The organism is 'Nostoc azollae' 0708 (assembly GCF_000196515.1).
GTDB classification, from domain to species: domain Bacteria; phylum Cyanobacteriota; class Cyanobacteriia; order Cyanobacteriales; family Nostocaceae; genus Trichormus_B; species Trichormus_B azollae.
Genome location: NC_014248.1, coordinates 1,373,243 through 1,398,429 on the forward strand (window position 1 = coordinate 1,373,243; position 25,187 = coordinate 1,398,429).

General features: G+C 38.0%; 22 protein-coding genes, 7 pseudogenes and 1 riboswitch. Of the genes and pseudogenes, 14 read left to right on the plus strand and 15 right to left on the minus strand.

Annotation, left to right across the window (positions count from 1 at the left end; genetic code table 11):
* Positions 1-37: 37 nt before the first annotated feature.
* The 3 genes and pseudogenes from AAZO_RS06235 to AAZO_RS29085 form a co-directional block, all read right to left on the minus strand.
* The gene (locus tag AAZO_RS06235) at positions 38-250 is read right to left on the minus strand and encodes a hypothetical protein (RefSeq protein WP_144031248.1); all 213 of its coding nucleotides are present in this window, start codon (positions 248-250) and stop codon (positions 38-40) included.
* Positions 251-462: 212 nt separating this feature from the next.
* A complete protein-coding gene (locus AAZO_RS06240; protein ID WP_049790581.1) occupies positions 463-864 on the minus strand; it encodes a hypothetical protein in 402 nt (133 codons plus the stop codon).
* Positions 865-949: 85 nt separating this feature from the next.
* Positions 950-1,758, minus strand: a pseudogene (locus tag AAZO_RS29085) (IS5 family transposase).
* A 200-nt stretch (positions 1,759-1,958) separates the two neighbouring features.
* Between AAZO_RS29085 and AAZO_RS26070 the strand changes: the two are divergent.
* Positions 1,959-2,312: pseudogene (locus AAZO_RS26070) on the plus strand (SRPBCC family protein); the annotation flags it as partial.
* A 413-nt stretch (positions 2,313-2,725) separates the two neighbouring features.
* On the opposite strand, the gene AAZO_RS06260 reads toward AAZO_RS26070, so the two are convergent.
* The 4 genes from AAZO_RS06260 to AAZO_RS44585 form a co-directional block, all read right to left on the minus strand.
* Positions 2,726-2,947, minus strand: coding sequence for a type II toxin-antitoxin system RelE family toxin (locus AAZO_RS06260; RefSeq protein WP_228371668.1), 222 nt, complete (start codon positions 2,945-2,947; stop codon positions 2,726-2,728).
* A 46-nt stretch (positions 2,948-2,993) separates the two neighbouring features.
* Positions 2,994-3,263 carry a type II toxin-antitoxin system Phd/YefM family antitoxin gene (locus AAZO_RS06265; protein ID WP_013190594.1) on the minus strand — a complete coding sequence of 90 codons (270 nt, stop codon included), beginning with the start codon at positions 3,261-3,263 and terminating at the stop codon, positions 2,994-2,996.
* 453 nt (positions 3,264-3,716) lie between these two features.
* Entirely contained in the window at positions 3,717-3,911 is a 195-nt protein-coding gene (locus AAZO_RS44580) for a hypothetical protein (RefSeq protein WP_041639579.1), read from the minus strand.
* On the minus strand, positions 3,862-4,113 hold the full coding sequence (locus AAZO_RS44585; RefSeq protein ID WP_476691480.1) for a reverse transcriptase N-terminal domain-containing protein: 252 nt from the start codon (positions 4,111-4,113) through the stop codon (positions 3,862-3,864). The genes AAZO_RS44580 and AAZO_RS44585 overlap by 50 nt, the downstream gene beginning before the upstream one ends.
* Before the next feature lie 668 nt (positions 4,114-4,781).
* On the opposite strand from AAZO_RS44585, the gene AAZO_RS06275 reads away from it, so the two are divergent.
* Positions 4,782-5,441, plus strand: coding sequence for a hypothetical protein (locus AAZO_RS06275; protein ID WP_013190595.1), 660 nt, complete (start codon positions 4,782-4,784; stop codon positions 5,439-5,441).
* Positions 5,442-5,571: 130 nt separating this feature from the next.
* Here the strand turns inward: AAZO_RS06275 and metK are convergent, their stop codons facing one another.
* Genes metK through AAZO_RS06290 form a run of 3 tightly spaced genes read right to left on the minus strand, consistent with a single transcriptional unit; the run spans position 5,572 to position 10,243 of the window.
* Positions 5,572-6,756, minus strand: coding sequence for a methionine adenosyltransferase (gene metK, locus AAZO_RS06280; protein WP_013190596.1), 1,185 nt, complete (start codon positions 6,754-6,756; stop codon positions 5,572-5,574).
* A 24-nt stretch (positions 6,757-6,780) separates the two neighbouring features.
* Entirely contained in the window at positions 6,781-9,780 is a 3,000-nt protein-coding gene (locus AAZO_RS06285) for a cation-translocating P-type ATPase (RefSeq protein ID WP_013190597.1), read from the minus strand.
* Positions 9,740-10,243 carry a DUF5132 domain-containing protein gene (locus AAZO_RS06290; protein WP_228371535.1) on the minus strand — a complete coding sequence of 168 codons (504 nt, stop codon included), beginning with the start codon at positions 10,241-10,243 and terminating at the stop codon, positions 9,740-9,742. Before AAZO_RS06290 ends, AAZO_RS06285 begins: the two co-directional genes overlap by 41 nt.
* 381 nt (positions 10,244-10,624) lie before the next feature.
* Here AAZO_RS06290 and AAZO_RS06295 point away from each other — a divergent pair, with 381 nt between their 5' ends.
* The 3 genes and pseudogenes from AAZO_RS06295 to AAZO_RS29095 all read left to right on the plus strand — a co-directional run.
* Positions 10,625-11,086, plus strand: coding sequence for a pyridoxamine 5'-phosphate oxidase family protein (locus tag AAZO_RS06295; protein ID WP_013190599.1), 462 nt, complete (start codon positions 10,625-10,627; stop codon positions 11,084-11,086).
* 118 nt (positions 11,087-11,204) lie between these two features.
* A complete protein-coding gene (locus AAZO_RS41030; RefSeq protein ID WP_266888519.1) occupies positions 11,205-11,336 on the plus strand; it encodes a hypothetical protein in 132 nt (43 codons plus the stop codon).
* A gap of 142 nt (positions 11,337-11,478) precedes the next feature.
* A pseudogene (locus AAZO_RS29095) lies at positions 11,479-11,607 on the plus strand (DUF4142 domain-containing protein); the annotation flags it as partial.
* A gap of 240 nt (positions 11,608-11,847) precedes the next feature.
* Here AAZO_RS29095 and AAZO_RS06300 read toward each other — a convergent pair.
* From AAZO_RS06300 to ilvA, 4 genes and pseudogenes are all read right to left on the minus strand, one after another.
* Positions 11,848-12,072 (minus strand): hypothetical protein, encoded by a 225-nt coding sequence (locus tag AAZO_RS06300; protein ID WP_013190600.1) that lies wholly within the window; start codon positions 12,070-12,072, stop codon positions 11,848-11,850.
* 9 nt (positions 12,073-12,081) lie between these two features.
* Positions 12,082-12,705 (minus strand): annotated as a pseudogene (locus AAZO_RS06305) (cold shock domain-containing protein).
* A gap of 855 nt (positions 12,706-13,560) precedes the next feature.
* Positions 13,561-14,841, minus strand: a complete 1,281-nt coding sequence (locus AAZO_RS06310) for a glycosyltransferase (RefSeq protein WP_013190601.1) — start codon at positions 14,839-14,841, stop codon at positions 13,561-13,563.
* 161 nt (positions 14,842-15,002) lie between these two features.
* Positions 15,003-15,181, minus strand: a riboswitch (cyclic di-AMP (ydaO/yuaA leader).
* An 82-nt stretch (positions 15,182-15,263) separates the two neighbouring features.
* Positions 15,264-16,775: a threonine ammonia-lyase, biosynthetic gene (gene ilvA / locus AAZO_RS06315; RefSeq protein ID WP_013190602.1), complete on the minus strand. Its 1,512-nt coding sequence runs from the start codon at positions 16,773-16,775 to the stop codon at positions 15,264-15,266.
* Between the two features lie 982 nt (positions 16,776-17,757).
* Between ilvA and AAZO_RS37155 the strand changes: the two genes are divergently transcribed.
* From AAZO_RS37155 to AAZO_RS06340, 7 genes and pseudogenes are all read left to right on the plus strand, one after another.
* Positions 17,758-18,036, plus strand: a complete 279-nt coding sequence (locus AAZO_RS37155; protein WP_081462717.1) for a hypothetical protein — start codon at positions 17,758-17,760, stop codon at positions 18,034-18,036.
* A gap of 15 nt (positions 18,037-18,051) precedes the next feature.
* A complete protein-coding gene (locus AAZO_RS37160) occupies positions 18,052-18,378 on the plus strand; it encodes a hypothetical protein (RefSeq protein ID WP_228371536.1) in 327 nt (108 codons plus the stop codon).
* Between the two features lie 27 nt (positions 18,379-18,405).
* Positions 18,406-19,056: a hypothetical protein gene (locus tag AAZO_RS37165; RefSeq protein ID WP_228371537.1), complete on the plus strand. Its 651-nt coding sequence runs from the start codon at positions 18,406-18,408 to the stop codon at positions 19,054-19,056.
* Between the two features lie 387 nt (positions 19,057-19,443).
* Positions 19,444-19,593, plus strand: a pseudogene (locus AAZO_RS43420) (CP12 domain-containing protein); the annotation flags it as partial.
* Between the two features lie 217 nt (positions 19,594-19,810).
* A pseudogene (locus AAZO_RS06330) lies at positions 19,811-20,328 on the plus strand (ankyrin repeat domain-containing protein).
* Positions 20,315-21,600: pseudogene (locus AAZO_RS06335) on the plus strand (nitroreductase family protein). The pseudogenes AAZO_RS06330 and AAZO_RS06335 overlap by 14 nt, the downstream one beginning before the upstream one ends.
* Before the next feature lie 19 nt (positions 21,601-21,619).
* Positions 21,620-21,994 carry a hypothetical protein gene (locus AAZO_RS06340; RefSeq protein ID WP_013190603.1) on the plus strand — a complete coding sequence of 125 codons (375 nt, stop codon included), beginning with the start codon at positions 21,620-21,622 and terminating at the stop codon, positions 21,992-21,994.
* A gap of 33 nt (positions 21,995-22,027) precedes the next feature.
* Here the strand turns inward: AAZO_RS06340 and AAZO_RS06345 are convergent, their stop codons facing one another.
* Positions 22,028-22,501, minus strand: coding sequence for a hydrogenase maturation protease (locus AAZO_RS06345; protein ID WP_013190604.1), 474 nt, complete (start codon positions 22,499-22,501; stop codon positions 22,028-22,030).
* 197 nt (positions 22,502-22,698) lie between these two features.
* Between AAZO_RS06345 and AAZO_RS06350 the strand changes: the two genes are divergently transcribed.
* The gene (locus tag AAZO_RS06350) at positions 22,699-23,067 is read left to right on the plus strand and encodes an SET domain-containing protein (RefSeq protein WP_013190605.1); all 369 of its coding nucleotides are present in this window, start codon (positions 22,699-22,701) and stop codon (positions 23,065-23,067) included.
* Between the two features lie 1,076 nt (positions 23,068-24,143).
* Positions 24,144-24,512, plus strand: coding sequence for a pentapeptide repeat-containing protein (locus tag AAZO_RS06355; protein ID WP_013190606.1), 369 nt, complete (start codon positions 24,144-24,146; stop codon positions 24,510-24,512).
* Positions 24,513-25,187 lie beyond the last annotated feature (675 nt).

Sequence of the window (25,187 nt, forward strand, 5' to 3'; positions counted from 1 at the left end):
CTAATTCGCCAGGACAAGGAGTATCAGACCCATGAAATCAAGGGAAGTCACTATTGGCAAAAATCCATAACCATTGTTTCAGCCCTTTGAGTACCCAGGGTGTTTCATCCCCAAGGATATGAGGCTGGGTTTGTTTTATCCACTGTTTGAGGCTATGAATACTTTGAGCCACTGTACTGTCTATTCCTTCATTGGTACCTGCTAATGTTCCCACTCCAATTTCTATTTGACCCAGTTCCCACAACAACAAGTGTTGTTTTTCATAGGGTCAATGACCCTAGTTATTGATCCATCCCAAAAAAGCTTGTAGTGTGATTCCTATATCTTGTCCCGGTACTATCTCTGGTGACCAGTGTGCCCTTTCTGTTTCCCCACACACACTGTAAGTCTACGTATATCTTTCATATTCTACTATTTGGATTGGCCTGTCCACCAACTCCCCTACTTGTTGTGTTTCCACTTTTATTGGTTCGCCAAACAATTGCCCCTGACCTCACCATCCACACACTTGCCGTCCCAGTATCTCAAATCTATTCTATCTACTCCACCAAACACCGTTCTCCTTTTTCCCCCATGCCCTGGTTGTCCTCCTGGTTTCCGTTTTCGTATCTGGTTTTCTTCTGGTTTCTCTTCTTGTTTGTTCTCGGCTTTTTTGAGGATGTCTCCCGACGGTGGTTTGGATAATGTTATGTTCTCTAAATCTCTACTGACTTTGAGTTTATCTATTTCTTTTTCCAGTTCTACTACTCTATTTGTTAGCTTCTCTATACTTTCCCCCTGGTCAATAATGATTTCTACCAGTTGCTCTGTTCCCAACTGCTTCAATATCTCTCTGTCTAGTTTTGGTGGCAGCTTCTTTTCCATAAGTGCTTGCTATATTCTGCCTCACCTATCACACTTATCAATACCCCACCACCTCAATCCTTACCTATAATCTTTTAGAGATGATTTATAAAGTAAATGTTGAGGAGACAAGAGGAAGTAGCATAATTCTAGTCATAAGAGCATATATAGCCCCTTCCCTCATTTGTGTTAAACGCTCATAATCCTTGCTTAGACGAGGATATTAGTTAAACCACCCAAATGTTCTTTCTACTACCCAGGGTTGTGGTAAAACTTTAAATTCTTGCTCAGTAGGTCCTATGACTTCAACATGAGCTTGAATCAGGAACCAAACTGCAAGTGCAAATTTATCACCGTCATAACCGGAATCAACCCATAAAACTTGGACTTTTTCCAATAATTCTGTGGGTTCCTCTAGCAGTTCCATTAGTGCATAGGCAGCAAGTATTCGTTCTGGGGCATTCGCTTCACTAACAACAACTTTAAACACAAGTCCCAGGCTATCAACTAAAGTCTGCCCCTTTCTTCCTTTTACCTTTTTACATCCGTCAAAACCATACACATCCCCTTTTTTTGGTCAGTGTTGACCGACTGACTGTCTGCAGCGAGCGCGGTAGGTTGTGTTCATTTACCTAATTTCGAGCGAACTTGACCACCCAATGTATGGTTGAATTTTTCCCAAACCCCCTGGCCTTGCCATTTCCTGTAATAGCTATATACCGTTGACCTTGGCGGGAAGTCACCTGGAAGCATATTCCATTGACATCCAGTTCTCAAATGATAATAGATGGAATTACATATTTCACCCATATCTGTTGTGGGTGGATGCCCTCCTTCTTTGGCTGGTGGAATCAATGGGGGCAGGATTTCCCACTCCATATCAGTTAAGTCTGTGGGGTAAGACTTTCCTTCCATCAGTAGCCATGTAAATACACTAGATTTTATGTATCCTAGCCTTCCAACATTCCTTTTCTACTCCCCTTTACATTTACTTTATCAATAGCCTCTTAAATAAAGATATGGAAGCTAAGCGGAAGTTTACTCCACCTTCTACAAATAAGACTCTATGTAAATAGACTAATGGCAGAAGTAACTTATTTCAATTAGACCTTGTCCCTATAAAACCAAGTTATTATCGGTATGTTGTCAAATTTTTAGTCCGTGGTAATTATAGTTCGAAAAATTTGTTTTTTAATCTGCTTCCCCAATATTTACAAACGAGATTACAGCATATATCTGGTTACAAGCTTGGTGATCAAGATTTAGCGATGATGCACTCTCAAGAAACCATTGAATCATCATTACAAAAACCTTGGCAGAAAGCTTATTTTATGCCAGCTAAATCAGATATAGGTATCATCACTCTTAGGAAATGGTTAGATGAGTTTGCTGGAGGTAGTCCGGCTTGGGACGGAGAGATAAAAGCTATTTATCAAGAATTAGATGATCAGCAATTATTCGATAGATAGCACAGACATACAAATCATTGTCCTAGGTGTCGAAATTCTTTGCTATTTATATTTGCCATTTATAGAGAAAGCACAAAAAGTCTTTAACATCAGCATCGTAGTATTTGCAGTTTTGGTATTGCTGTTAATTTTAATAAATGTGCCTGTACAATTAGCATTAATATTGATCGACAATTATTGCTGTTGTTAGTTCCTTGGCATTTTATTTATTAGATGATTTGAGACATCGCTTTTTAAGCAGCGTTTCCAAACGAGGTATACCTTGGTTGAAACTTTATGACACTCAAGTGAAACTTGGCTAATTTACATATTTCATTAGGGCAAGATTTATACAAGATTATATATCCTACCCTGGTAGTAATTTTGAACAAATGAGATGCAGTGATTCTAGCATTTTTAATAAAAACAAAAGTTTATCCCAATAAAAGCTTTAATCTTTTGTAGACATGATCATCATTGCGCCTCCCAACTAAAATCACTTCCACTAAATCTTGTGCAGAGAAGAACCTATAAACAATTCGATATTCACCAGTATCAAGTCCATAGAAACCCTGATAACCAGATAGCTGCTCACTATCTGCTGGTAAAGGATCAACATTCAAAGCCAAGACTTGTTTTGCAATCTGCGGTGCTATCTTAGGCTACAAACTGTTCAAGAAATTGAGAACCGTGGCTAAAGCATCAAGCCTCGCCATTAGCTAAATGCTCCAGTGCAGATGTAAAAGCCTCTGTACCAACTATTTTCGATTGACTCAGAGCAGTGTCAGCTGCTTGACCTAAAACCATATCCTCTAATTCTTTGAGCCTATGAATTAATTGTTGGTAGCTTTGGGCTGAAATAATCACATGACTAGGGCGTGATTGTTTGGTTAGTAACACTGGCTCAGTAGCAGCTTTGTCAAAAACCTCTCCGTGTTTATTGCGAGCATCTGTGAGGGTGTAGGTCTGCATAGTAATTCTGACTATTTTAGATATTTTGGCTATATTTATTTTATTTTAGCAAATGCGATCGCATGATTGACATCAACTCCACTGGGAAGATTTGTAGACCAGTGGATTCCAGATAATAGCTAAATGTCTATTAATTTATGGTTGAGTCGAGGGGGACATTATTCCCCGCCCCTCTCAGTTAAATCTGGGACTGGGACTTTCACCGCACCGAGTTTCCGATTTTCTTAGCTTTCGCGCTTGCTGATATGGATATAATCGTGGCACCTTTCATGTATTGCTAGAAGGTTTTTAGTTTTCCAGTTTTGATGGTTTCCATCAACATAATGGAGATGTACCTTCTCATCACTAAGCATTTTTAATCCACAATGTCCATATTTATGGTTTTGCCGTTTAATTGCTCTAGAGGTATTATCATCCTATAACTTACTATTGCGTTCGCTCCAATAAGTTAAATCACCGTCCTAGGGTGATTTCTCTCCTTTGACATTGATGTGTTTGTTTTCGGAGTAAGGAACTGATGGGAATGCTTTGTCTAGTAATTGCAATAGTAGGGACTTTGAGAATCCGGGTTTTACCATCCTTTTTGGGAATGAGTATTTCACGTAATCCCTGATGTTCCCATATTAACTTCGGTTCTAAGCTTCTCACTTAGTTCAAACCTTTGCTCAAAGGAGAGTGCGGTTTTCCCCTCTATTCCCCCTGTCTTTTTCTCAGCATTTAGCTGTGTTACTTGACGGATGGCCAGTAATCTTGCAGAGGTAGATTTCAGAATCAGCTTTTGTAGTAACTGCTCTTTCCGCTTGTAGCCAACTTGAATAGCTTTATATACGAGTCTTTGTAGGCGGAACAGGTTCCGGCGGAATTGCTTCCCAGGTAACCTTTTCCAGGATTCACTAGAGTTGTCTCTGTGTCTAAATCATGCTCTGCTCCAATTTGTATATTCTCAACACCTCAAACCAATTTACGGTTTGTCCTACCCGAATTGAAGGGGTTCCGCTGCTCGTCCAGCCTACATAGGGTTCGACCTCCCTTTGACCTTCAACCCGTCTTTATTCATTCCCTCGGTTAGATAGATTGTTCCGTTAGGTGTAGCCAATTCAACCAACAGACATGCAGCGGGATTTAGCTCCAATAAAGTCTGTATCCTGCTCATAAGTTGGTTGCTGTTTGAGGCTCTGTTTCACCGTAGGAATTCCCCGTTAGCACTAGAGTCACCCCACAACGGATCCCTGATTATGCCCTGTTCCCAGCTTCACCCTCTAGATACCGAGTCTAGTCAGTGTGGGCAGATAGGGAGTCATACCTGAGTCTGGTAGATGGGACTTTCTTTCACCCATATCAGACCGAGAGTTCAGCCTTTTCTATTGCTAGATTGGGCTGGTTAGCTTATGTACGGACTGATTACCATGATTCAACTAACAATAAATCGCACCTGTACTCTTGTTATTAATAAGACACCAACAAGAAACATTATTCCGGTGTAAATTTATTCAACACACTTCAAGAAATCAAATTTTAATGTCTTCTACCTCACCAGATATTCAGAAAGTTGTAAAAGTTATTCAGGCAATTTTAAATAGATTCAGAGTTTCTGAATCTCAAATCTATAGATCGGAACAATTACAGTCAGATATATCCATTGACAACTACTTGAAACTCTTAATTAGACATATAGAAGGAATACTGTATCTTGGTAGCAAAGATATTTTTTTGCTACCACCAGCACTATCTCTTGCAAGAACAGTAATTGAAACTTGCGCTAATACACTATGGCTACTTAATCCAGAAGATCCCTGGGAAAGAGAAATCCATCTAATTGCCTTACTAAAGGAAGAAATAAAAGGTTATAAAGAGTATATAAAAAATCCCAATAACTACAAAGAAGATATATCAATGTCAGGGAAGGACTCAATCCTCATACAAGAATATATAAACAATATCAAGGGTAATATTCCACCTCATTATGAAGAAATACAATATCTAAACTTCCGTGGTTTACTCAGTTCTCTTAAGTTATATAAGATATATCCCACTTATTGTATTCTTTCCAAATTCACTCAGGGTACACATTCAGCTACCTGTTTGTACAAACGCGCTCTGGATGAAGATACAGTATTCCGAGAACCTATAGAAATAAAAAATGGTACACTCCCTTATATTTTGTTGGTACGCAATTAATAAGGGTGGCTGCCAATTCTTAGAGAGATATAGAGGTGATATTGAAGAATTTTGACGTGATGCCCTCCGACTAGGAATTCAGGAAGCTATTGAAACAATAAAATATTAGATTACATCTGAAAACCCTTCCTCAAAACACACCGACCTTATCCACCTTTTCCCAAGGCAATTCTATATCACTCCTACCTACATGACCATAAGCCGCAAGCTTGCGATAAAAACCACCTTTAGTTAATGAAGGTAAAAACCTTAAATTAAATTTCTTGATAATCCCCGCTAACCGAAAATCAAAATGTCTCTCTAAAATCGCTGTTATTTCTTCATCAGAAATCTTCCCAGTACCAAAAGTTTCCACCTGCACACTAACAGGTCGAGAAAGCCCGATAGAATAACTTAATTGTACTTCGCATTCATCAGCTAATTTAGCAGCAACGACATTTTTAGCTGCATAACGGGCAGCATAAGCCCCAATTCTATCTATTCTAATTGGGTCTTTACCACTTAAAGCTGAACCGCTATGTTTAGAATATTCACCATAGGTATCAATAGCGTTTTTTCTACCTGTTAAGCCTGCATGAGTAGTCGGTCCACCAATAATCAACTGTCCATGAGGATTTATAAATATTCTAGTTTTGGCATCAGGTTTGATTTTTTCATTAGCAAACACAGGATAAATCACAGTTTCTCGAATATCATCTTGTAATTGCTGTAAATCAGGTTTGGCACGTTGATTTTGACTAGCAATAACTGTAATACTGTGAATTCTATAAGGTTGACGATCTTTATATTCAACACCTACCTGGGTTTTACCATCTGGGGTAAGATAAGGTAAGGTTTTTTGCTTTCTGACTTCACTAATTCGTCTCGCTAACTTATGTGCTAACCAAATTGGTAAAGGCATTAAAGTATAAGTTTGATTGCAGGCAAACCCAAAAACAGTAGCTTGACTAGTGACAGTAATTTGGTCTATTTCTGTATCCGATAAATCTTTTTCATCAAATAAATGATGTTCTTCAGGAGGTAGTTCTGTTAAACTAGTTAAAATACTACAAGTTTTACCATTAAATTCCTTTTCTTGATACCCAGCCTGTTCAATTACCTGCCTAGCTATGTTGGTAACATCTACATTAGCATTTGGTTCAAATCTGGCAGCAATAAAAACAATACCTGTAGAAACTGCACATTCTGTAATGATTCTCCCATAAGGATCTTGTTGTAAAAATCGGTCTACGATCGCATCGCTAATTTGATCACAAAGTTTATCAGGATGGGCTTCTGTTACAGATTCCGATGTAAACATAAAATCTTTTTTCATAATGATTCACCTCACCCACCCTACTCAAGTTGAATTCTTTCCTGTGATTTGAATATTTTTAGTTCCTTCATTCACCAATAGCGGTAATAAAGCACCACTAGTAATTACAGCAATATCGACTATATTCAATCGGGTAATCTTCAATAAACCTCGCAACTGTGGCACGGTTAAAGTTAACAACTGAATACCAAAAGAACCTAAAATAGCAGCATTTAAATAAGGATTAGGTGGTAATTTTTCTTTGCTAAAAATACTGTGTTTTTCAGAACGACTACTAATAGTATGTAGTAATTGTCCTGATGTTAAAGTCATAAATGCTAAAGCCCTGGCTTTAGGACTAATACCATATTTAAAAATACCATAACCATAGGCAGCTAAGGTACTAATTGATATAGCAGCAGACTCAAATACAATTCTGCCAAAGTCGGTATTTTTAATAATTGGTTCATTGGGATCACGTGGTGGTTGATTTAATACGTCTGGTTCTGGTGCCTCCATAGCTAAAGAAAGTCCAGGGAAAATATCAGTTACTAAGTTTAACCATAAAAGTTGAATTGCATTTAAAGGTTCACCAATACCGACTGCGGTAGCGGTTATCATCACCATGATTTCGCTGAGATTTGTAGCTAGGAGAAAATGGACCGATTTTCTGATGTTGTTGTAAATTGTTCTACCTCGGCTGACAGCAATCATCATTGTTTCTAATCTGTCATCTTCTAAGATAATATCTGCCACTTCACGGGCAACATCAGTCCCTTCTTTACCCATTGCCACACCGATTTGGGCAGCTTTTAATGCTGGTGCGTCGTTAATGCCATCACCGGTCATGGAGACGACTTTACCGGATGTCTGCAATGCTTGAACTATTTGTAATTTATTACTGGGACTGATACGGGCAAAAACGTCTACTTTGTCGCTGAGTGCTGCTAATGCTTCGGGGGTGAGATTATTGAGGTTGTTGGAGTCGAGAATTTCTAATTGGGTATGTCTATTTAATTCTAACTGTTTAGCGATCGCATAAGCTGTAGGACTTTGATCTCCAGTAATCATTACCGTATCTATTCCCGCTTGGTGGAAGTCTGCAATTAATTTTTTTGCACCTGTTCTCAGAGGATCTGCCATCCCTACCAAACCCAACCAAATTAAATCTGATTCATGATGATTATTGCTGTTGTCACCTTCCTCAATATAACCATAAGCTATCCCTAAAACTCGCAAGGCTTTTCCTGCCATGCGATCATTTTCCATGTCCATTTTCTGCCGATCTTCTGCGGTCAAAGGTACTATTTGCCCGCTTTTCATCCATCTGTGGCAGATTTGCAAGACTTCCGCAGGATTTCCTTTAACAGCAACCATCTGGTGACAATTATGTGTTGCGTGAATTGTACTCATCAGGTTGCGATTTTCCGAACGCAAATTAGTTTGTAATAAGGGATATTTTCCTTTCAATGTAATAACATCTACCCCCGCGCTAATTGCAGTGTAAATCAAGGCATTTTCTGTTGCTGAACCTGTAACTACATACTCGTCATTTTGTTTACTGACTTCACTTTCATTACAAAGAACTGAAACATGAATTAATTTTAATAATTCATTATAGGTATAGGGATTAATCGTTTCTTCACCATCAATAAAGTTACCATTACTTACTTGAATATATTTACTGTTAGTGATAATTTCTACTACCGACATTTTATTTTCTGTGAGTGTCCCGGTTTTATCTAAACAAATAGTCTGTACCGAACCTAACGCTTCTACTGCATTTAAACTGCGGACAAGAACGTGATTCTTCCGCATATCACGAATGCCTAAAGCTAGGGTAGTGATGGCAATTGTCGGTAAGCCTTCGGGAACTGCTGCAACTGCTAAAGATATAGAAGATTGTAACATTGGTAATAAACCATATCCTCGTAACATTCCCAAACTAAAGACTAAACCACATAATCCCATGCCGATAAAAACTATTTGACTACCTACTTGATCTAACTGTTTAGCAAGGGGAGTTTGGATTGTTGTTGCTTCACCAACTAATTGCTGAATTTCGCCCATTTCAGTAAAGTCGCCTGTAGCAACTACCACCGCTAATCCCTTTCCATTGATAACTAATGTGCCTTTATAAATCATATTTAAACGATCTGCTAAAGCTACATTTTCACCATTTAAACATGTACTTATTTTAGTTATAGGCAGACTTTCTCCAGTTAAGGCGGATTCATCAACATTTAAGTTATCCGTTGTAATAATGCGGGCATCTGCGGCAATATAACTACCAGGGTTCAGAACTAAAATGTCTCCTAGAACTACATTTTCTGTGGGTATTTCTGTTTGATAGCTATCTCTAATTACCAGAGTTGATTGTTCAGCCCTATTCTTTAGAGAGTTAATAATGCGTTCTGACTGACTTTCTGTGGCGTAACCAATTGCAGCATTTAAACCAACTACACCCAAAATTACTACAGCATCAATCATTCCCCCAGTAGCAATAGAAATGCCAGATGCAATAACTAGTAAAGCAACTGGTAATGATTTAAACTGATCCAGCAACATAGATAGTTGAGAACGTTTCACTATTGTTGACAACACATTCTTTCCATATTTTTTGAGGTTATTAGTAGCTGTTTCATTGGATAATCCTGAGATATTTGAGGTATTTAATGATGTTAAAACCTGTTCTACTGCCATCAAATGCCAGTTTTTAGTTTTTTGCTCTTGCTTGACAGCAAGTTGTCGATCTGTTTTGGCTTTGGCAGTTCTTACTAATTTTTTATTTTTATGGTTAAAACCGGACTCATCTTGGTAATTAAGTAAGACCTTTCGAATTAAAAATTCTATTTCTTTAGAGCTAATATCCTGATCGAAGATAACCAAGATATTGCTAGTTAATATATTAGCAGAAATATATCTTATTTCCGCGAAATTTACAATTGATCGCTCTAAATAACTTTTCAAAGATGGTGAACGATAAAGTTCCTTAATTTTAAATCTAGTTCTCCCTTTGATACTCGCGTGTATTGGTTGAATCACTACTCTGTTGCTCCTGAAATTCCATTGGAACAGTATTAATTGATAAGTTCGTTAATTTCTGTTTATCCTCATAATTGAGTCTTGTAAAAATATCAAAAGCATACCAAGCTAGTATATACCAAGGCATTTGATCCAGTTCAAGTCCTTTTGTGAACAGTTGTCTAACGGAAAGTAAAGCAATTCCTAGAGGTAATATCACCCGGAAATCAGCAATACCACTTGTCATTCTCCCCACATCAGTATTTATATCAGATATTAGATTGATAAAATCTTGAGCTACTTCTGACTTAGCATTTGTGTCATGATTTGGGTAAGTTATAGACCTAAAACCATCTGGTTTTTCTTTTCTAGCATCAGCTGTTGCTTTTTCAAATACTTCCCCTATTTCTGCAACTGCATCCTTAAACTTTTCAGACAGAATAATACTATCTTTAATAGTATTTTCAACTATAGGTTGTTTCACTGCTGACGCAATAGGTAAAATTAGTGGTGAAAAAACTATTGCTGTCAAACCTTCAAAAATTGTGTCTAATGTAGATGCCATTTTTAATCTCCATCCATTATCGTCACATGTACTCCCTTTCTTTATTAATATAATTAAAAATAACCTTTCCCTCAGCCTTAAGTTACAGAATTATTGAGTCACGAATAACCAAAATGAATCCTATGGGTATACAAATATTTCTTTGGTTATATACCATCCAGGTGATTTATTGAGGAATTATACCTTTAGATTCATGTAATACTAATCTGAAAATATTCATATTAAATTAAAAAAGATAGTTAATAACTAGTAAATCTGGTTTTGCTCCTCAACCCTTATTTATTTACTTTAAATAGCTCCATGACAAACTCAAAAGACCTTAATCAACAAATTGATCAGTTACGTACACTGATTAGAGACATTGAATATGCAATGTTAACCACAGTCGATGATGATGGTAGTCTGCATAGTCGTCCCATGTCTATCTTTAGTGATATTGATGCTGATGGTACACTTTGGTTTTTTACCTCTGCTGATTCCCATAAAGTATTTGAAATTGAACGTCGTCAACAGGTGAATATAAGTCTATCTTCACCTGATAAACAGCGATACATTTCTATGTTAGGTATAGCAGAACTAGTAAGAGATAGAAATGAATTACAAGAAAAATGGCAACCAAAATTACAAACTTGGTTTCCTCAAGGACTAGATGAACCTAATCTGGCTTTGCTGAAAGTGAATATCAGTAAAGCAGATTATTGGGATAGTCCATCTAGTTCTAGATCACAAATCATTAATTTGTTAGAAGTTGCACACCGTTAATTTAAATTCAAAATGTCTCCTTCGGAGACGCTACGTGAACAAGATTTAAAATAAATCCTTTGGATCTGTCATTGGATTTTTGAGGATTTGTATGGGGAAATTGTTGGAAAACTGAATCATGAAAAAACAACCCATGGTCATGGTAGTTCTGTTAACAGCCAGCATATTTACCATTACTTCTGGACACAAAATTGCTTTATCTCAGCCAAATTTAATACACATTCAATTGACTCAAAACAATGTGAGGTAAAGAGAACAACAATTGATAACTAAAGTTGCTCAGGGGAATTTAGCTGAGATTGAATTAGGACGATTAGGGGAATAAAAGGCTGAAAGTAATAAGGTGAAGGAATTTGGACGAATTATGGTGACATAATTATACGCGACTAAATCAAGAACTTCAAGACTTGGCTAACCAAAAAGGTGCTACTTTTGCTTCAGATATTGGTAAAGAAAATAAAAGAATAAAAACCAATTTAGAAAGGTTATCTGGTGCTGATTTTGATAGAGCATACATCTAGCAGATGGTAGCAGATCATAACGAAGATATTGCTTTATATCGTCGTCAATCTTAACAAATTGATGATAAAGATTTGAAAAATTGGGCAGCAGAAAATTTGCCTCTTTTGCAAGAATATTTACGTTTAGGTCGTTCTATTCAAGAGAATCTCACAGGAAGTGGTAGAAAATGAGGAAGACAGAAGCAATAATTTCTGTAGTTTGTAGTTAGCACGAAAGCACTGACTACAAACTTTTATTTTTTATTCTTTCTTATTTGGTATTACTTGCCGTTCACTTTGGGGATCATCTTTTCCGATGTGCTGAATTAAGCTTCTTCCCATTTCTACAGAGGCAATAATTAATTGCTGTTCCATATTTCCATACCCTCCTTCATCACTAAGTTGGGGGTAAATATAGGGATTAGATAGCATTGCAGCCAGCAATTGAGATGCAGTTCTTTTCAATTTATCAGTGTATTCATGCACCTATTCCTGTCAATCTAAGGGCGTTTCAATCAGAGTTTCTGAGGATTTACCAGCACGTACACCAGGTTTGTCAACTATTTTTACGGTGCTTGCTTGGGGTCATTCTTCACCTTGTTCTAGAGAAAAATTCACACCAGTCCCAATTTCTAAACGATTAAAGTCATTATGTAAAATGCTATTTTTTGTGGTGGAAGTATATTTCTCGACCATCTAAAGTTTTTAAGAAACCATAGCCATCTTCTCGAAATAACTTAGTTACAAAAGCTGTAGTTTCTTGTGCTTCTGGATATCTGTTAGCTTGCTCAGTAGCACATTGAAGTTGAGTGTTTTAGCCAACTGATGACGCATGGCATCAAAGGTTTCTCTAATTACCACTTCTAGTGGCTGATATTGAATACCTTCATCGGGATTTTTTTCTGCTGCCAGTTCATGACCAGGGGGAACTGTGAGATCAATTTTGACTCGATAAGGAGAACTAGCCCGAGGTCAGTCATGTATTTCTTTAAAAGAAATATGACAGCTATTGATGTAATTACAAATATGCTCTAATTTGGCTATTTTTTTATGCACTAAATAATCAGTTGCTTCTGATTTTTCTAGATTACCATAGGTGATTCCTGGAGGAATCTTCATGCTCTTCTCATCCAAATATAGATGGGCAATATGATTTAAATAGTGAGATTTAGCATAATAAGTACTGTAGAGCCATAAATTTTCGCTGTTCTTATCATTACCTAATTTTAGCTAAGTAAAAAATTCTTAATATCTAAGTAAAGTCAAGATATTTTTTAATCTATGTATATACCATTATAAAAATTATATTTACTTTATACTAAAAACAATTATCATAATTGATTTTAAGTTTCAATTGTTAAGTAAGTAGGTGGGCGGAAAAATTCATAACTATGTCATGGCGAATGCAGCAAAGGAGAATCAAGCAATCCCAAGGGTTTCAAGTAATTTACATCTTGTTACATAGTTATGTTTATTTGTGTCTACCTACTTAGTCGTGCAAAATAAACTGCATATTTAGGAGAGGGAACAGAAAAAAATACAGAGATTTCTGGTTTTAAGAAAATGTGCAATTAATTTTGCTCAGGTACTTATCTATAAATTCTCAGTTTATGAAGTGCTAACTTGTTAGAGTGATTCCGGACTTACGCAACTGGCATATCATTACAGTGCGTCAGATGCCGAAAATCTTCTGTTGATATTAAGCATCTGTTGATATTAAGCAATTTATTAGGTCTGACGCACCCTAGAAGAGAGTTGATTGTGACACTTGCGTAGTCCTATGATTAAGTCTTTAATTTGAGCCAAGCCCTCACTGAACCGCCCCCTAACCCCCAATTCTGGGAGGAGAGGAAAAGAATTTTCAAAGTCCCCCATAATTGGGGGATTTAGGGGGCGAAATAGGCTCAAACGAAGATAGATAGGACTTGTGTGTACACGGTAGCTGTAAATAGGGGGTGAGGGGATTAAATCTTCTTAAGCCGCAAGAATCTGAGTTTGGTTTTGATATTGTTCTGCTGCTTGCATCATCAGCCGCAGATAAAGCTGAGATAGTCGAGAACCCACACTATTCCAGCTAAAAGCAATTTCTACCCGTTCGCGTCCAGCTACACCTAACTCGTCACGCCAAGATGGATTAGCAAGTATGCGGTCAATAGCTGCTGCAAAAGCTACGTCGTTTTTGGGAGGGGCGAGTAAACCTGTAACCTCTGGTACAATTGTAAATTGCAACCCACGGACATCACTAGCAACAACGGGAGTCTGACTAGCCATTGCTTCAATAGCCACTAAACCAAAGGGTTCGTAGTGACTAGGAACAACGCAGACATCAGCAGCACTGTAATAGTAAGGGAGGACGCTATGATCTAGGCGACCGGGAAAGATGGTTATATCTTCCAGTCCTAGTTCTGCAACAATGGTGGTAATACGATCGCGTTCCATTCCATCAATGTAACCAGGACAACTACCACCACCAATTACCAGTTTCACCTTTCCCTCATCTCTAAACGTGGACTGGGCAACGGCTTTTACCAGAGTGTCAATTCCTTTACGCTGATCAAAACGCCCAACATAAAAAACCATTTTGGCATCAGGGGTAATTCCTAGCTTTTCCCTAGCCTCTAACCTGGGAAGTCCACCAAATTTCTGAAGATCAGTACCACAGGGAATCATTTCTGTCCGTCCGTTGTAAGAAACTAGTATTCGCAGATGCTTCTGTTCCTGGGGACTGGTAGCAACCACACAGTCTACTGTTTCCAAACAAGCTTGTTCCACTGCTAACCTTTGGATAGCAATCACGGGAATATGACCCACACTTCTGTATTTAACTGCCCCTAGAGAGTGGTAAGTATGCACTTGAATCAGTGGTTGACGTTTTTTCAGTTCCATACCCACCCAAGCAGATAACCAGTAGTTGGTATGCACTATGGGATAATATAATCCTTGCTGCTGTTGGAATTTTTGAAATTCCGCTAGAAATTCTGGTAGATAGTCAAACAAATGATCTCGCCCAATAAACTCTGCAGGCCCAGTGTTTAACCGAATGGTGCGACAGTTGGGATGATGGGGTACTATTGTTGTCTGTCTCGGACAACTGCGACGAGTGAACATATCCATTTGCCAACCCTGTTCAGCCAAAGCCATACCTACTTGATGCACATAAACATTCTGACCCCCAGCTTCCTCTTGACCAATTTTTGCAGATGGATCACCATCAACGGAAATAAGCGCAACCCGATTTTGTGTAGTCTGGAACATAGTTGAGTTTCTCCTCAAGGCAACTAATCCTGCCGCAGACGCTAGAATTGAACTTATAATTATTATTTCCTCAAAGGTCGAGGGCAGGTAAAACGAAGCGCAAAGTTACCAGCCAAGGATACTAACGAGAACAGGACATTACTTGTAATAATGTTGCTCGTTCAGTCTCCTCTCAATGCCGACGAAGTTAGCTGACGGGCTAGAACTGAGAGATGTTCTTCTTGTCTGGATTTTGGATTTCAAATTCCGAAATCTATAAAGATTAGCCCCAAATATGGTTCCTCCGCTTCCAGTTACCCTAATATATAGTTTAGGGATTGGCATTAGGCAGACTGATTAATTATCCTTGACAATATAACAGGTCATTTCCAAGGGGTTAAGGGGTGTATGGAAAAAAAATATGTCATTGATTATACATCCTATTAACCTAAAAACAACTTATAGGCGGTATTTTGGCTTTCATCCCAATAGTGATAACCCAAGGAATCAAGAAATATTTGCCATTCTTCCATTTCATGGGGTGGTACTTGCATTCCGACTACAATCCGCCCATAGTCTGCGCCGTTGTTGCGATAGTGAAATAAGCTAATATTCCAGTCGGGAGACATAGAACCGACAAATTTCATTAATGCACCAGGACGTTCAACAAATTCAAACCGATATAATAATTCATTTTGAGCAAGGGTAGAATGTCCACCGACCATGTGCCGCAGGTGCAATTTTGTTAATTCATCATCGGTTAAATCAATTGTTTTTAAACCACTAGCTTCAAATTTATCAACTATTTTAGCTGCGTCGGCGCGGTTTTCAATTTGCACTCCGACAAATATATGGGCTTCTTTATTGTCAGCAATGCGATAGTTAAATTCTGTTAAATTACGCTCGCCTAAACATTCACAAAACTGGCGCAAACTGCCTAGTTTTTCGGGAATATTCACAGCAAAAATGGCTTCTCGACGTTCCCCAAATTCTGCCCGTTCTGCCACGAAACGCAAGCGCTCAAAGTTCATGTTAGCACCGCAAGCCACGCCGATCAGGGTTTGTTCTTGGATTTGTTCTCGTTCCGCGTAGGCTTTAGCAGCTGCGATCGCTAATGCTCCAGCAGGTTCTAAAATAGAACGGGTATCTTCAAACACATCTTTTATCGCTGCACAGGTAGCATCCGTATCCACCAAAATAATTTCATCCACATATTGCTGACACAACCGGAAGGTTTCTTCCCCCACTTCCCGCACCGCTACCCCATCAGCAAATAAACCCACCTGAGACAACCGCACCCGATGACCCGCTTGAATAGATTGAGACATAGCATCAGCATCGACAGGTTCGACACCGATAATTTTGATTTCGGGACGCAACCGTTTCACATAAGCCGCAATCCCGGAAATTAAACCTCCACCTCCAATAGCCACAAATATTGCATGGATAGGTTGCTGATATTGTCGCAGTATTTCCATGCCGATTGTTCCCTGGCCAGCAATAACGTCAGGATCATCAAAGGGATGTATAAAGGTTAACCCTTTTTCTGCTTCCAATTGCCGGGCGTGGGCGTAAGCATCATCATAGTTATAGCCATGTAGTACAACTTCTCCTCCCCGTGTTTTGACTGCATTGATTTTTACCTGGGGCGTAATCATCGGCATAACGATGATTGCTTTTGTTCCCAAACGACCGGCAGCCAAGGCCACACCTTGGGCATGATTTCCAGCAGAAGCAGCAATCACACCTTGTTTCAGTAAATCTGGTGGTAAGTTGACCATTTTGTTATATGCACCCCGCAGCTTGAAGGAGAAGACAGACTGCATATCTTCCCGCTTCAGCAGCAGTTTGTTATTGATGCGGTTCGAGAGGTTGGGGGCATATTCCAGTGGTGTTTCCTGGGCTACATCATAGACGCGGGCAGTGAGGATTTGTACCAGGTAGTCGCAATACATGGGCTATAGATGCAATTTGGGGTTGGATGTTAATTTTACTCTAGTTGGGTAATTGGGGGGTGGGTTTTTGGGATGGGATGATGGCACTTGTATTAGCCCATATGTTAAAAGTATAATTAGCATCGTTTCAAAGCTATACTTACGTTTATATGATGAGCAATTTGTCCTACACACCCTATTCAGTTACTCAAATTATACTTTACGAGTAAATCACTCATAAATATCTATAATGATAAGTGTAAATCTAGTCTAAATAAAGGCACTGACCTACTGAGTGGATTACAATTTAGCAAACAAGCCAAGTTTCAGTTAAAAGTAATTAATAAAAAGTGTTTAAAAGGAGAATATATATTCTCGCCCTATCTAGAACTACTCCAATCTAAAGGAAGAGGTAAAGAAGCAAGAGTCTTAGCTATTCCAACTGTGCGTGATCGAATTTTTTTGTATGCACTCAAGGAAATTTTATCTCGAATATTTCCAGAATGCATTCCTCAGAAATTAGCTAATACTTGTATATAGGGAATCAGAATATTTGTTAGATTCCTTAGTGAGGAATGTGCATCTGATACTGGTATAATTCGTGCGATAATTGAAAATCTTTATGGTTCTCTTGAGAGAAAAATTTTATTAAAAAAACTAAAATTGAAGAGAAAATCCCGTAAACTTATAGCCCTTATTTAAAAAGCTATATATACACCAATATTGACTAAAAACGTATCGGCGCAATAAGTAGGGGTAAGAGAAAAAAAGAAAAAGTTGAGGGTGGGACACAGGGCGTTATAAAATATGAGACATGAGGCAAAAAATTTTAGCAAAAGACTTATCACAAACAGAGTTGCTCCAAAGCATTGAGGGAAAAGGAATTCCAGAGGAATCCATGGGCCAGAAAGTAGAGATATGACTGAATCTAATAGAGCATTTACAATTAGAAGTAAAAGAATTATGGGCAGAAAATCAAGGGTTAAGAGATGAAAACAACCGATTGAAGGGAGAAAAGGGTCAGCCAGAGATAAAAGCCAAGAATCAAAAAGGCTTCACAAGCAATCACTCATCGGAGAAAGAGCGACAAACGCCAAAAAAGGATAACAAAGGCAGTAAGAAGGCTGGGATTAAAATAGACAGAGAAGAAATACTAGAATATCCCCAAGAATTACTGCCAGCAGAGGCGCAGTTCAAAGGGTATGAAGAAGTAATCATCCAAGACATCATCCTGGCAACCGATAACCTACTATTCTGGAAAGAGAAATACTACTCACCATGAGAAGGAAAAACCTATTTGGCAGAACCTCCTTGGGGTTATGAGGGAGAATTCGGTTTAGGAATAAAAACCCTGATTATCAGCTTGTACTATGGGAGTAACATGACCCAAGGCAAGTCGTTAGAGTTCCTAGAGAATATTGACTTGCTGGAGCATTTTCAACTACCAACTAAATGGAGAAATACTCTCCAAGTATTACCTCAAGAAACTGTGTTGAGTGAGGCAGAGTTTCATACCCTACTGGATATACATCTGCCTAAACTGGGTTCACAACAACGGACTCGGATTATGGAAGCAGCAGCTATTGCTTTCTATCATCAAGAAACTGATTGGCCAGTGGTGTAAACTCTGGTCTGTGATGATGCTCCTCAATTGAAGTTACTGACTGATAATATCGTTTTCTCTTGGGTACATGAAGGAAGAAATTATAAGAAGTTAAGTGCGTTTATTGCTTGTCACCAAAAGGTTTTAGATAAATTCCTGGATGATTTCTGGAATTACTACCGAGACTTACTCCCTGATCAAGATTCTCCCAATCAGCAAACGGCAGATAAACTCCGGTATAAGTTTTGGAAGTTGTTCCACACTGACAGTGGTTATCAACAATTGGATGAGCGAAAACAATTAACTCTGGTCAAAATTTCTGAGTTGCTTTATGTTTTAGAGCATCCTGAATTGCCTTTGTACAATAACCCAGCTGAGTTAGGTGCTAGAACTATGGTGCAGCAAGGCAATATTAGTGATGCCACTCAGACTCTCGAAGGGACTCAGACTTGGGATACTTTTATGTCTCTTGTTCCTACTACTCGTAAGTTAGGAATTAGCTTTTTGAATATATTCGTGACCGCATTTCTAAGGTTGGGAATATTCCCTGTTTGGCGACTACTTTTTACGAAAAATCTGCTCTTAATCCTTTCGGTTGCTCATGGATGCCTGAATAACTTCTTCCCTCGAAGTGTTCAGGGTATACACTCAATTAATGGTTTAATTCCTTGTGGTGGAACTTTGGTATGGTATGTATGAGCATCATAAATATAAGTTAAATATAAGTAGTGTTCGCAGCACTCATATTCTTTGCCAGCAGTGATTTTACTTATTCAGAAGATCGATTAATATTAATAATATCTCCAAAATGAGGGTTAAACTCAAAGCTAAAAGAGGTATCATGATTAGCTTTAGTAATCTCTAGTGTTATCTGATAGCTATCTATATATTCTCAATCTCAGAGTTATCGAAAAATTGATTGTATAGTGTCTTTGTACCAACTAGCAAGGGTTTTAGTATTATTCCTATCCTGGAAACTAGTTATGAGCTAAAAGCCAGATATAAAGAGCCACTAGGATCTAAGCAATGTCTGGGGCGGACAAAGCCATCGCCTAGCTCATCATATATATCTCTGATTGCTTTGGTAACTATGGTGCAGATTCTAAATCCGCAATTGAAGCTTGGGATATAGTAGATGAACTCGAAGCAGAAGCCACTTTTTATGGTGTACCAAAACCAGGGAAATCTGCTAGAAAAACGTTTTCTGAAAATCCACAGCCAGTGCCTGTTGGATAATAGCTTTACTAGGTCATACCTTTTTTCTGTAAGGGGATAGATAAAATTTCTCTTAGAGGATGTTTTAAAAGTCCTTGGTTATGTATCCAGCACCTGTATATCGCCCCTTTTTTAGGGGGTTGGGGGATATAATTTGTGGTAACACAACAGAGAACTGGTATGACTATTGTTCATTAACTACTGCTGGTTTTTCACAATTCAAATAGTATTTTTCAATATGGTGGGCTTTGCTCACCATTATGTTTTTAGTTGTTTTCTCAGCAATAATTATGAGTGATGCAAGCAAGGTAAATTTGAGTGCAGCAACTAGCCAATGGCTAGTGGTAAATGGTTACAACGCTGAAGATTTAAATCAGCGCGGTGGAAAGAAATGGTGATACACCTTTAATGAAAGCCACTAGAGAGGGCATTTTGCCAGTGGTCAAAGAACTTATAGATGTGGGTGTAGATATCAATAGCACAAATAGTGATCACAATAATGCTTTGTGGTTTGCTTGTTTTGGCAATCACTATGATTTAATCAATTTATTACTAGATGCCAAGATTGATATTAAGAATCGAAATGATAATGCTGCAACTATCCTGATGTATAGTGCATCGGCTGGAAAGACAGAAGTAGTGAGATTGCTATTACAACATCATCCTAACATGAATTTACAAAATGACGATTATAAAGCAATTGACTTCGCCAGCAATATAGAAGTTTTAGGGTTGCTTAAAAATGCCACAAAGTGAGCTTTCTGGTCAGGCCTATCATGAGGCTACCAAGCATTCTTATCTATCGGTACAGATGAATCCAGGTTATGTGGATGGCTCAACTCAACCCCGCACCTTTAAAGTTTATCCAAGACTGCATCCGCGTGTACAATTAAATTGTAATAATCCCATTCATGCTTTTATCAGGTTAACAAGCGCCATCACTTTTGAACAAACTTACAAAGGTGAAACCTATCAATTACGGGGAAATCCATCCGCAGGGGTGTTATATCCAACGGAAGTTTATGTTCAGATTCGTGGTCTTGAAGGATTTATAGACGGCATCTACCATCTGGAAGTTGAGAATAATTGTCTGACATTGATCTATGAATTAATTGATGATGGATTAGAAAATTATGTTATACCCAATAAATGTATAAATGGCCTCATTTTTTTAGTTAGCTGTGTTTATTATAGGTCTAGCTGGAAATATCAAGACAGGAGCATTAGATATTGCTTCTTGGATAGCGGACACTATTTAGGCGCTATTCCAGCTTCAGCATATCTTCATGAAAAAAACATCCAACTAATCTTTGACTTTGATAAACTCTCTCTCAATGCTGATTTAGGATTTGAGAATAAGGAGTTTATTAGTAGTTGTATGATATCGGAAGAGGAGCAGGAAAAGCCAGTCAGACGGTTAAGATTACCCGTTCATTTCGTCTCTCGTACTGACTATTTTCAAGCTAATCAATTCCTAGAAGATGCCTATCAAGCAACATCGCTGCAACCCATTTACCAGCAACAACTAGAACATCCTCAATTTGATTTTGACCGAGAATGGTTTTCTGAGAACCTTTGGAATAGGCATTCTATTCGACGTTTCCTAAAAAAGTATATTTCCCAGGAAATCTATTGGCAAATTTTGCAGCATGTTCAGCAACTCATCCCAACTGAAAATATTGAGGAAATAGAAATTTATTCGGTGGTGCATCGTGTCGAAGGAATGTTACCTGATTTATATAAAGGTAGAAATTTGATTAAGGCGGGTGACTTTAGAGAAAAATCGTTTATTTGTGTATTAATCACCCGCTGGCTAGAGATGGCGCTGTAACTTTGTTTTTTGTGTCCGATTATTTGAGTTATCAAACTGCTATGCAAATAGCTGGTCCTATCGGGCAGGGAGTGTATCTATTTAGCCATTATTGGGGAATAGATTGTAGCGGTATTGGTGCTTTTTATGATGATGAAGCCCAAGAGTTTCTAGGAACCAATAAGGATATGCTTTATGTCATGATACTTGGTAAGTAAAATAGGAAAATCAAGAGAGATGGTCAGAAGAGAATCAGAATTCAATGCTGATGATAAGCACCCTATGCAAGCCACATCAGCGGATATTATCTTGCGACAACAACTAGAGTATTCTATTAGTCGATACTTTTATGAAGGATCCGATCGCACAATTCAAAATCTGTTGTCTCATTGTCGTTGGTATGTGAGAATCCATGGTAGTGCTATGATATTAGTAATCGAATGTCCAGACCAAGTAACAAACTGGCGAATTTTGCAAAAAATCGTGCCAATTGGAAATGTACTCTACAGCATTGTCAGCAGTGCAAAAATCCGCGTTTGTCCCCCAGAAGCTAATGCTGTAGCATTTGAAATGAGGGTAGATGAACTCTCAGTTTACCGTGACTGGGCTTAGTTGGATTTTGGATTTTAGATTTTGGATTATTAATTAAGCCATAACATTCTGGCTAATAAGTGTGATTAGTTCTGCAAAAACTAAATCAGCTGAATGTTGGACAACAAGACTTAAATCTAGTCCAAAAGCAAGATTTTCAGCCTCAATTAAATAAACTGTTACATCTTGAGGAAAATCATCTTTAAAGATCTTTCTCCCCGCAGCTAAAGCATGATCCCAACGAAAATCATGCAGGTTATAACTAGGTTCTGGTACTGCTTCTAATTCTTTACCTGGGACTTTAAATATAGCACCTGGCTCAGAATCTGTGCAACTGGCATCAACAATAATTAATCTTTTACTTCCTCTCGCTTGAAATATCACTTCCATACCCGCAGTACCACAATCAAAAACGCGGACATTGGGGTGTTGATTTTGGGCGAGATATTGCTGTAAACGTTGGGCAATGATTACGCCTACAGCATCGTCATTACGATTGAGATTTCCACAACCAATGATAGTTAGCATGGGATATTTATAATATCATAAGAATTCCTCTTACATACCCGAGTTTTTAGAGAATTCTAAAATTATTCCCAGGAATAATTGAGGATTGCTATACTAAATATAGTAGTCATAAATCATGTACAAAAATCTTTATTCTCTGTGCGTTTGGCGTGATTATTTCAGGAATAGATATTTCACCCATCAGACAGAAATCCATTATGTTAGTATTCCGTGATATAGGAATTAAAGGTAGAGGTATATTTGCTCATCAAGATTTTGCTAAAGGCGAATTAACTGAAATAACCCCTATAATTTTTATCCCTAAACAACAAGTTAAATTAATTGTCAAAACTGTTTTATTAAATTATTATTTTGGTTGGCATGGAGAAAGTGGGGCAATAGCTTTGGGTTTTGCTTCTCTTTTAAATCATTCTTATCATCCTAATGCCCTTTATATTAAGAATATTGCTAAAAGTGTAATTGAAATTATTGCTCATCAAGATATTAGGAAGGGTCAAGAAATTACTATTAACTATAACGGGCAGGTTGATGATCAATCGCCTGTATGGTTTGATGTGGTGAAATAATGCTCATGCAGAGGCGCAAAAAGGAGTAGGTAACTTTCAACTTAGATTTTGCTCAAAAAGTAGTTTCAACCCTCACCTACCATAGCAATTATTAGAGGACTAGTACAGTACGGCGTAAATAAACCAACCATTCTAAATCTCTGAAAGGCTCACGCCCTATTCATTTTGAATTGTGTTGGCTCAGCCTGCTGGAAGCACTATTTTGTTAGCTTAGCTCTTCTGATAGAAGCATTTTGAATTCACGGCGGTACTAGTATTTGATAGGGGTAGATTCGGCTTATTGATGCTAAAAAACAGGTTGTAGCTTTTTTTTAGTTGTGGTTTGTAGCCAGAATCACTTTAACCGCATTTCCAGATTTAGCAAATAGATACAACCACTCCAAAACAAAAATCTTCCCGGTTCATTGTGACAAAAGATGTACTCTACTTAAGTAGAGATCATAACTTGTGGTTTTCATACCCATTCCCCTGATACTATAGAGGGGGTTGTCTGCTGTTTTTTAAGAGATGATTGACCGAAAAAACTATGTAACTCACACAACAATTGAAATTTCATGACCTAATATTGTCATTGGCAAGGTTTAACTAATTTATGAATAGTCCTAAATGTTTTATACTAGAACCAAAAAATATCTACTATTGGCCTTTGTATTCTGAGTGACTAATGGTCTTGAGTCATTTTTAACTCGTGTCAGTTAATAAAGTGTCACTCTCCACACTAGCTATTTAGTGTTAAAAGAGATATCCTTATCTAATGCAAGGAGTGATACCACTTCACCTCATGTTTGTTACAGGTTATCCTAGCAGTGCTTCCCCTAATGGCAGTGTAGAGGATTCCAGACGTTACATTACACAGTGAGATGGTATAGAGTTATACGGGGAGGCGCTTGAGTCAGAAATACTACTCAGGCGCTTTTTCGTGTATAAATAAGAAAAGACTTCTTTTATAGTTATGAATTTTTGAGTTTTGAATAGCACTGCTAATTTTGGGAAAATACGGTAAACATAGCGGATTGGCTATTTTTGTGGTTAAATAATAAGTAGAAATAACTGTTTTTTTGGCAAAGCCAGTGAAAATGGATGCTGAAGATATTAAACGCCGCTATGCCGCAGGTGAGAGGTATTTTCCATCTGCTCAGTTAAGTAGAGTTAAGTTGATTGAAGCCTATTTACCAGGAATCAATCTTTGGGGAGCAGATTTAGGTAAAGCTAATCTTGCTAAGTCTAAACTCTGGGGAGCAGATTTGAGTAAAGCTAATTTGGCTAAGGCCAACTTGACCAGGGCTAATTTGTGTGGTGTTAATCTGTGTGAGGCTAATCTCCGAGGCGCTAGGCTGTATTACACCAAGTTGTATGGTGCCAATTTGACTGGAGCTTTTTATGATGACAGCACAAGCTTTTCTAGAGATTTTGACCCTGTTAGTCATAATATGCGGAAGTTTTAATATTTATAAATAAGATAAATAGCTTTTGCTGAAAAAGTCTTTTCGTGAGGAGTAGGGGTGAAGCATTGGGAAAATAACCTTTGGTAAAAACTGATAATTGATTCCCCAAATGCTTCGTCTTTACATGACTCGGAGGGGGAACTTACTAAATACTAAAGAGCCACAGCTTTTTAATTCATGGATCACATTAGTTGGTGTTTCTATTCCTAATAGGGATTATTTGAAATTTCAACCTGATTGGATTACTCATGTTTCCGATGAATTCATCGTTTCAATCCCTATTAGGGGATATTTTAAAGAATAACTTTTATAATTATATGCATTTGAGATTTTAACGTCTATATGCAACTGCAACAGCATTACACACGCCACATTTTGATTTTTAATAGGGATTAATTATTTTAAATTTCAACATTATACGGCAGCCCCAAAGCCTATATATGTAGTTTTCAAGGTTCGATTGCATGGATGATGTTATGATAGTCCATTCCAGAAAATGTGTCAAGGGTGAAAAACCCTGAAACCCGATCTGTGTAAGGTGCGGGGGGATGTCATCCAACAAATAGCGTCAAATCCTTGTCCAGATAGAGATTCAGACATTTGTTTCAGCACCTGATTTTTTACACCAACCCGCGCAAAAATTCCAAAAATAGGGAACCGAACAATTCAAGATTA

Excerpts from the sequence above, each read along its gene's own strand:
- AAZO_RS06240 (WP_049790581.1), bottom strand. The coding sequence starts at position 864 with ATGGAAAAGAAGCTGCCACCAAAACTAGACAGAGAGATATTGAAGCAG.
- AAZO_RS06265 (WP_013190594.1), bottom strand. The coding sequence starts at position 3,263 with ATGCAGACCTACACCCTCACAGATGCTCGCAATAAACACGGAGAGGTT.
- AAZO_RS06275 (WP_013190595.1), top strand. The coding sequence starts at position 4,782 with ATGTCTTCTACCTCACCAGATATTCAGAAAGTTGTAAAAGTTATTCAG.
- metK (WP_013190596.1), bottom strand. The coding sequence starts at position 6,756 with ATGAAAAAAGATTTTATGTTTACATCGGAATCTGTAACAGAAGCCCAT.
- AAZO_RS06295 (WP_013190599.1), top strand. The coding sequence starts at position 10,625 with ATGACAAACTCAAAAGACCTTAATCAACAAATTGATCAGTTACGTACA.
- AAZO_RS41030 (WP_266888519.1), top strand. The coding sequence starts at position 11,205 with ATGAAAAAACAACCCATGGTCATGGTAGTTCTGTTAACAGCCAGCATA.
- AAZO_RS06310 (WP_013190601.1), bottom strand. The coding sequence starts at position 14,841 with ATGTTCCAGACTACACAAAATCGGGTTGCGCTTATTTCCGTTGATGGT.
- ilvA (WP_013190602.1), bottom strand. The coding sequence starts at position 16,775 with ATGTATTGCGACTACCTGGTACAAATCCTCACTGCCCGCGTCTATGAT.
- AAZO_RS06340 (WP_013190603.1), top strand. The coding sequence starts at position 21,620 with ATGGTCAGAAGAGAATCAGAATTCAATGCTGATGATAAGCACCCTATG.
- AAZO_RS06345 (WP_013190604.1), bottom strand. The coding sequence starts at position 22,501 with ATGCTAACTATCATTGGTTGTGGAAATCTCAATCGTAATGACGATGCT.
- AAZO_RS06350 (WP_013190605.1), top strand. The coding sequence starts at position 22,699 with ATGTTAGTATTCCGTGATATAGGAATTAAAGGTAGAGGTATATTTGCT.
- AAZO_RS06355 (WP_013190606.1), top strand. The coding sequence starts at position 24,144 with ATGGATGCTGAAGATATTAAACGCCGCTATGCCGCAGGTGAGAGGTAT.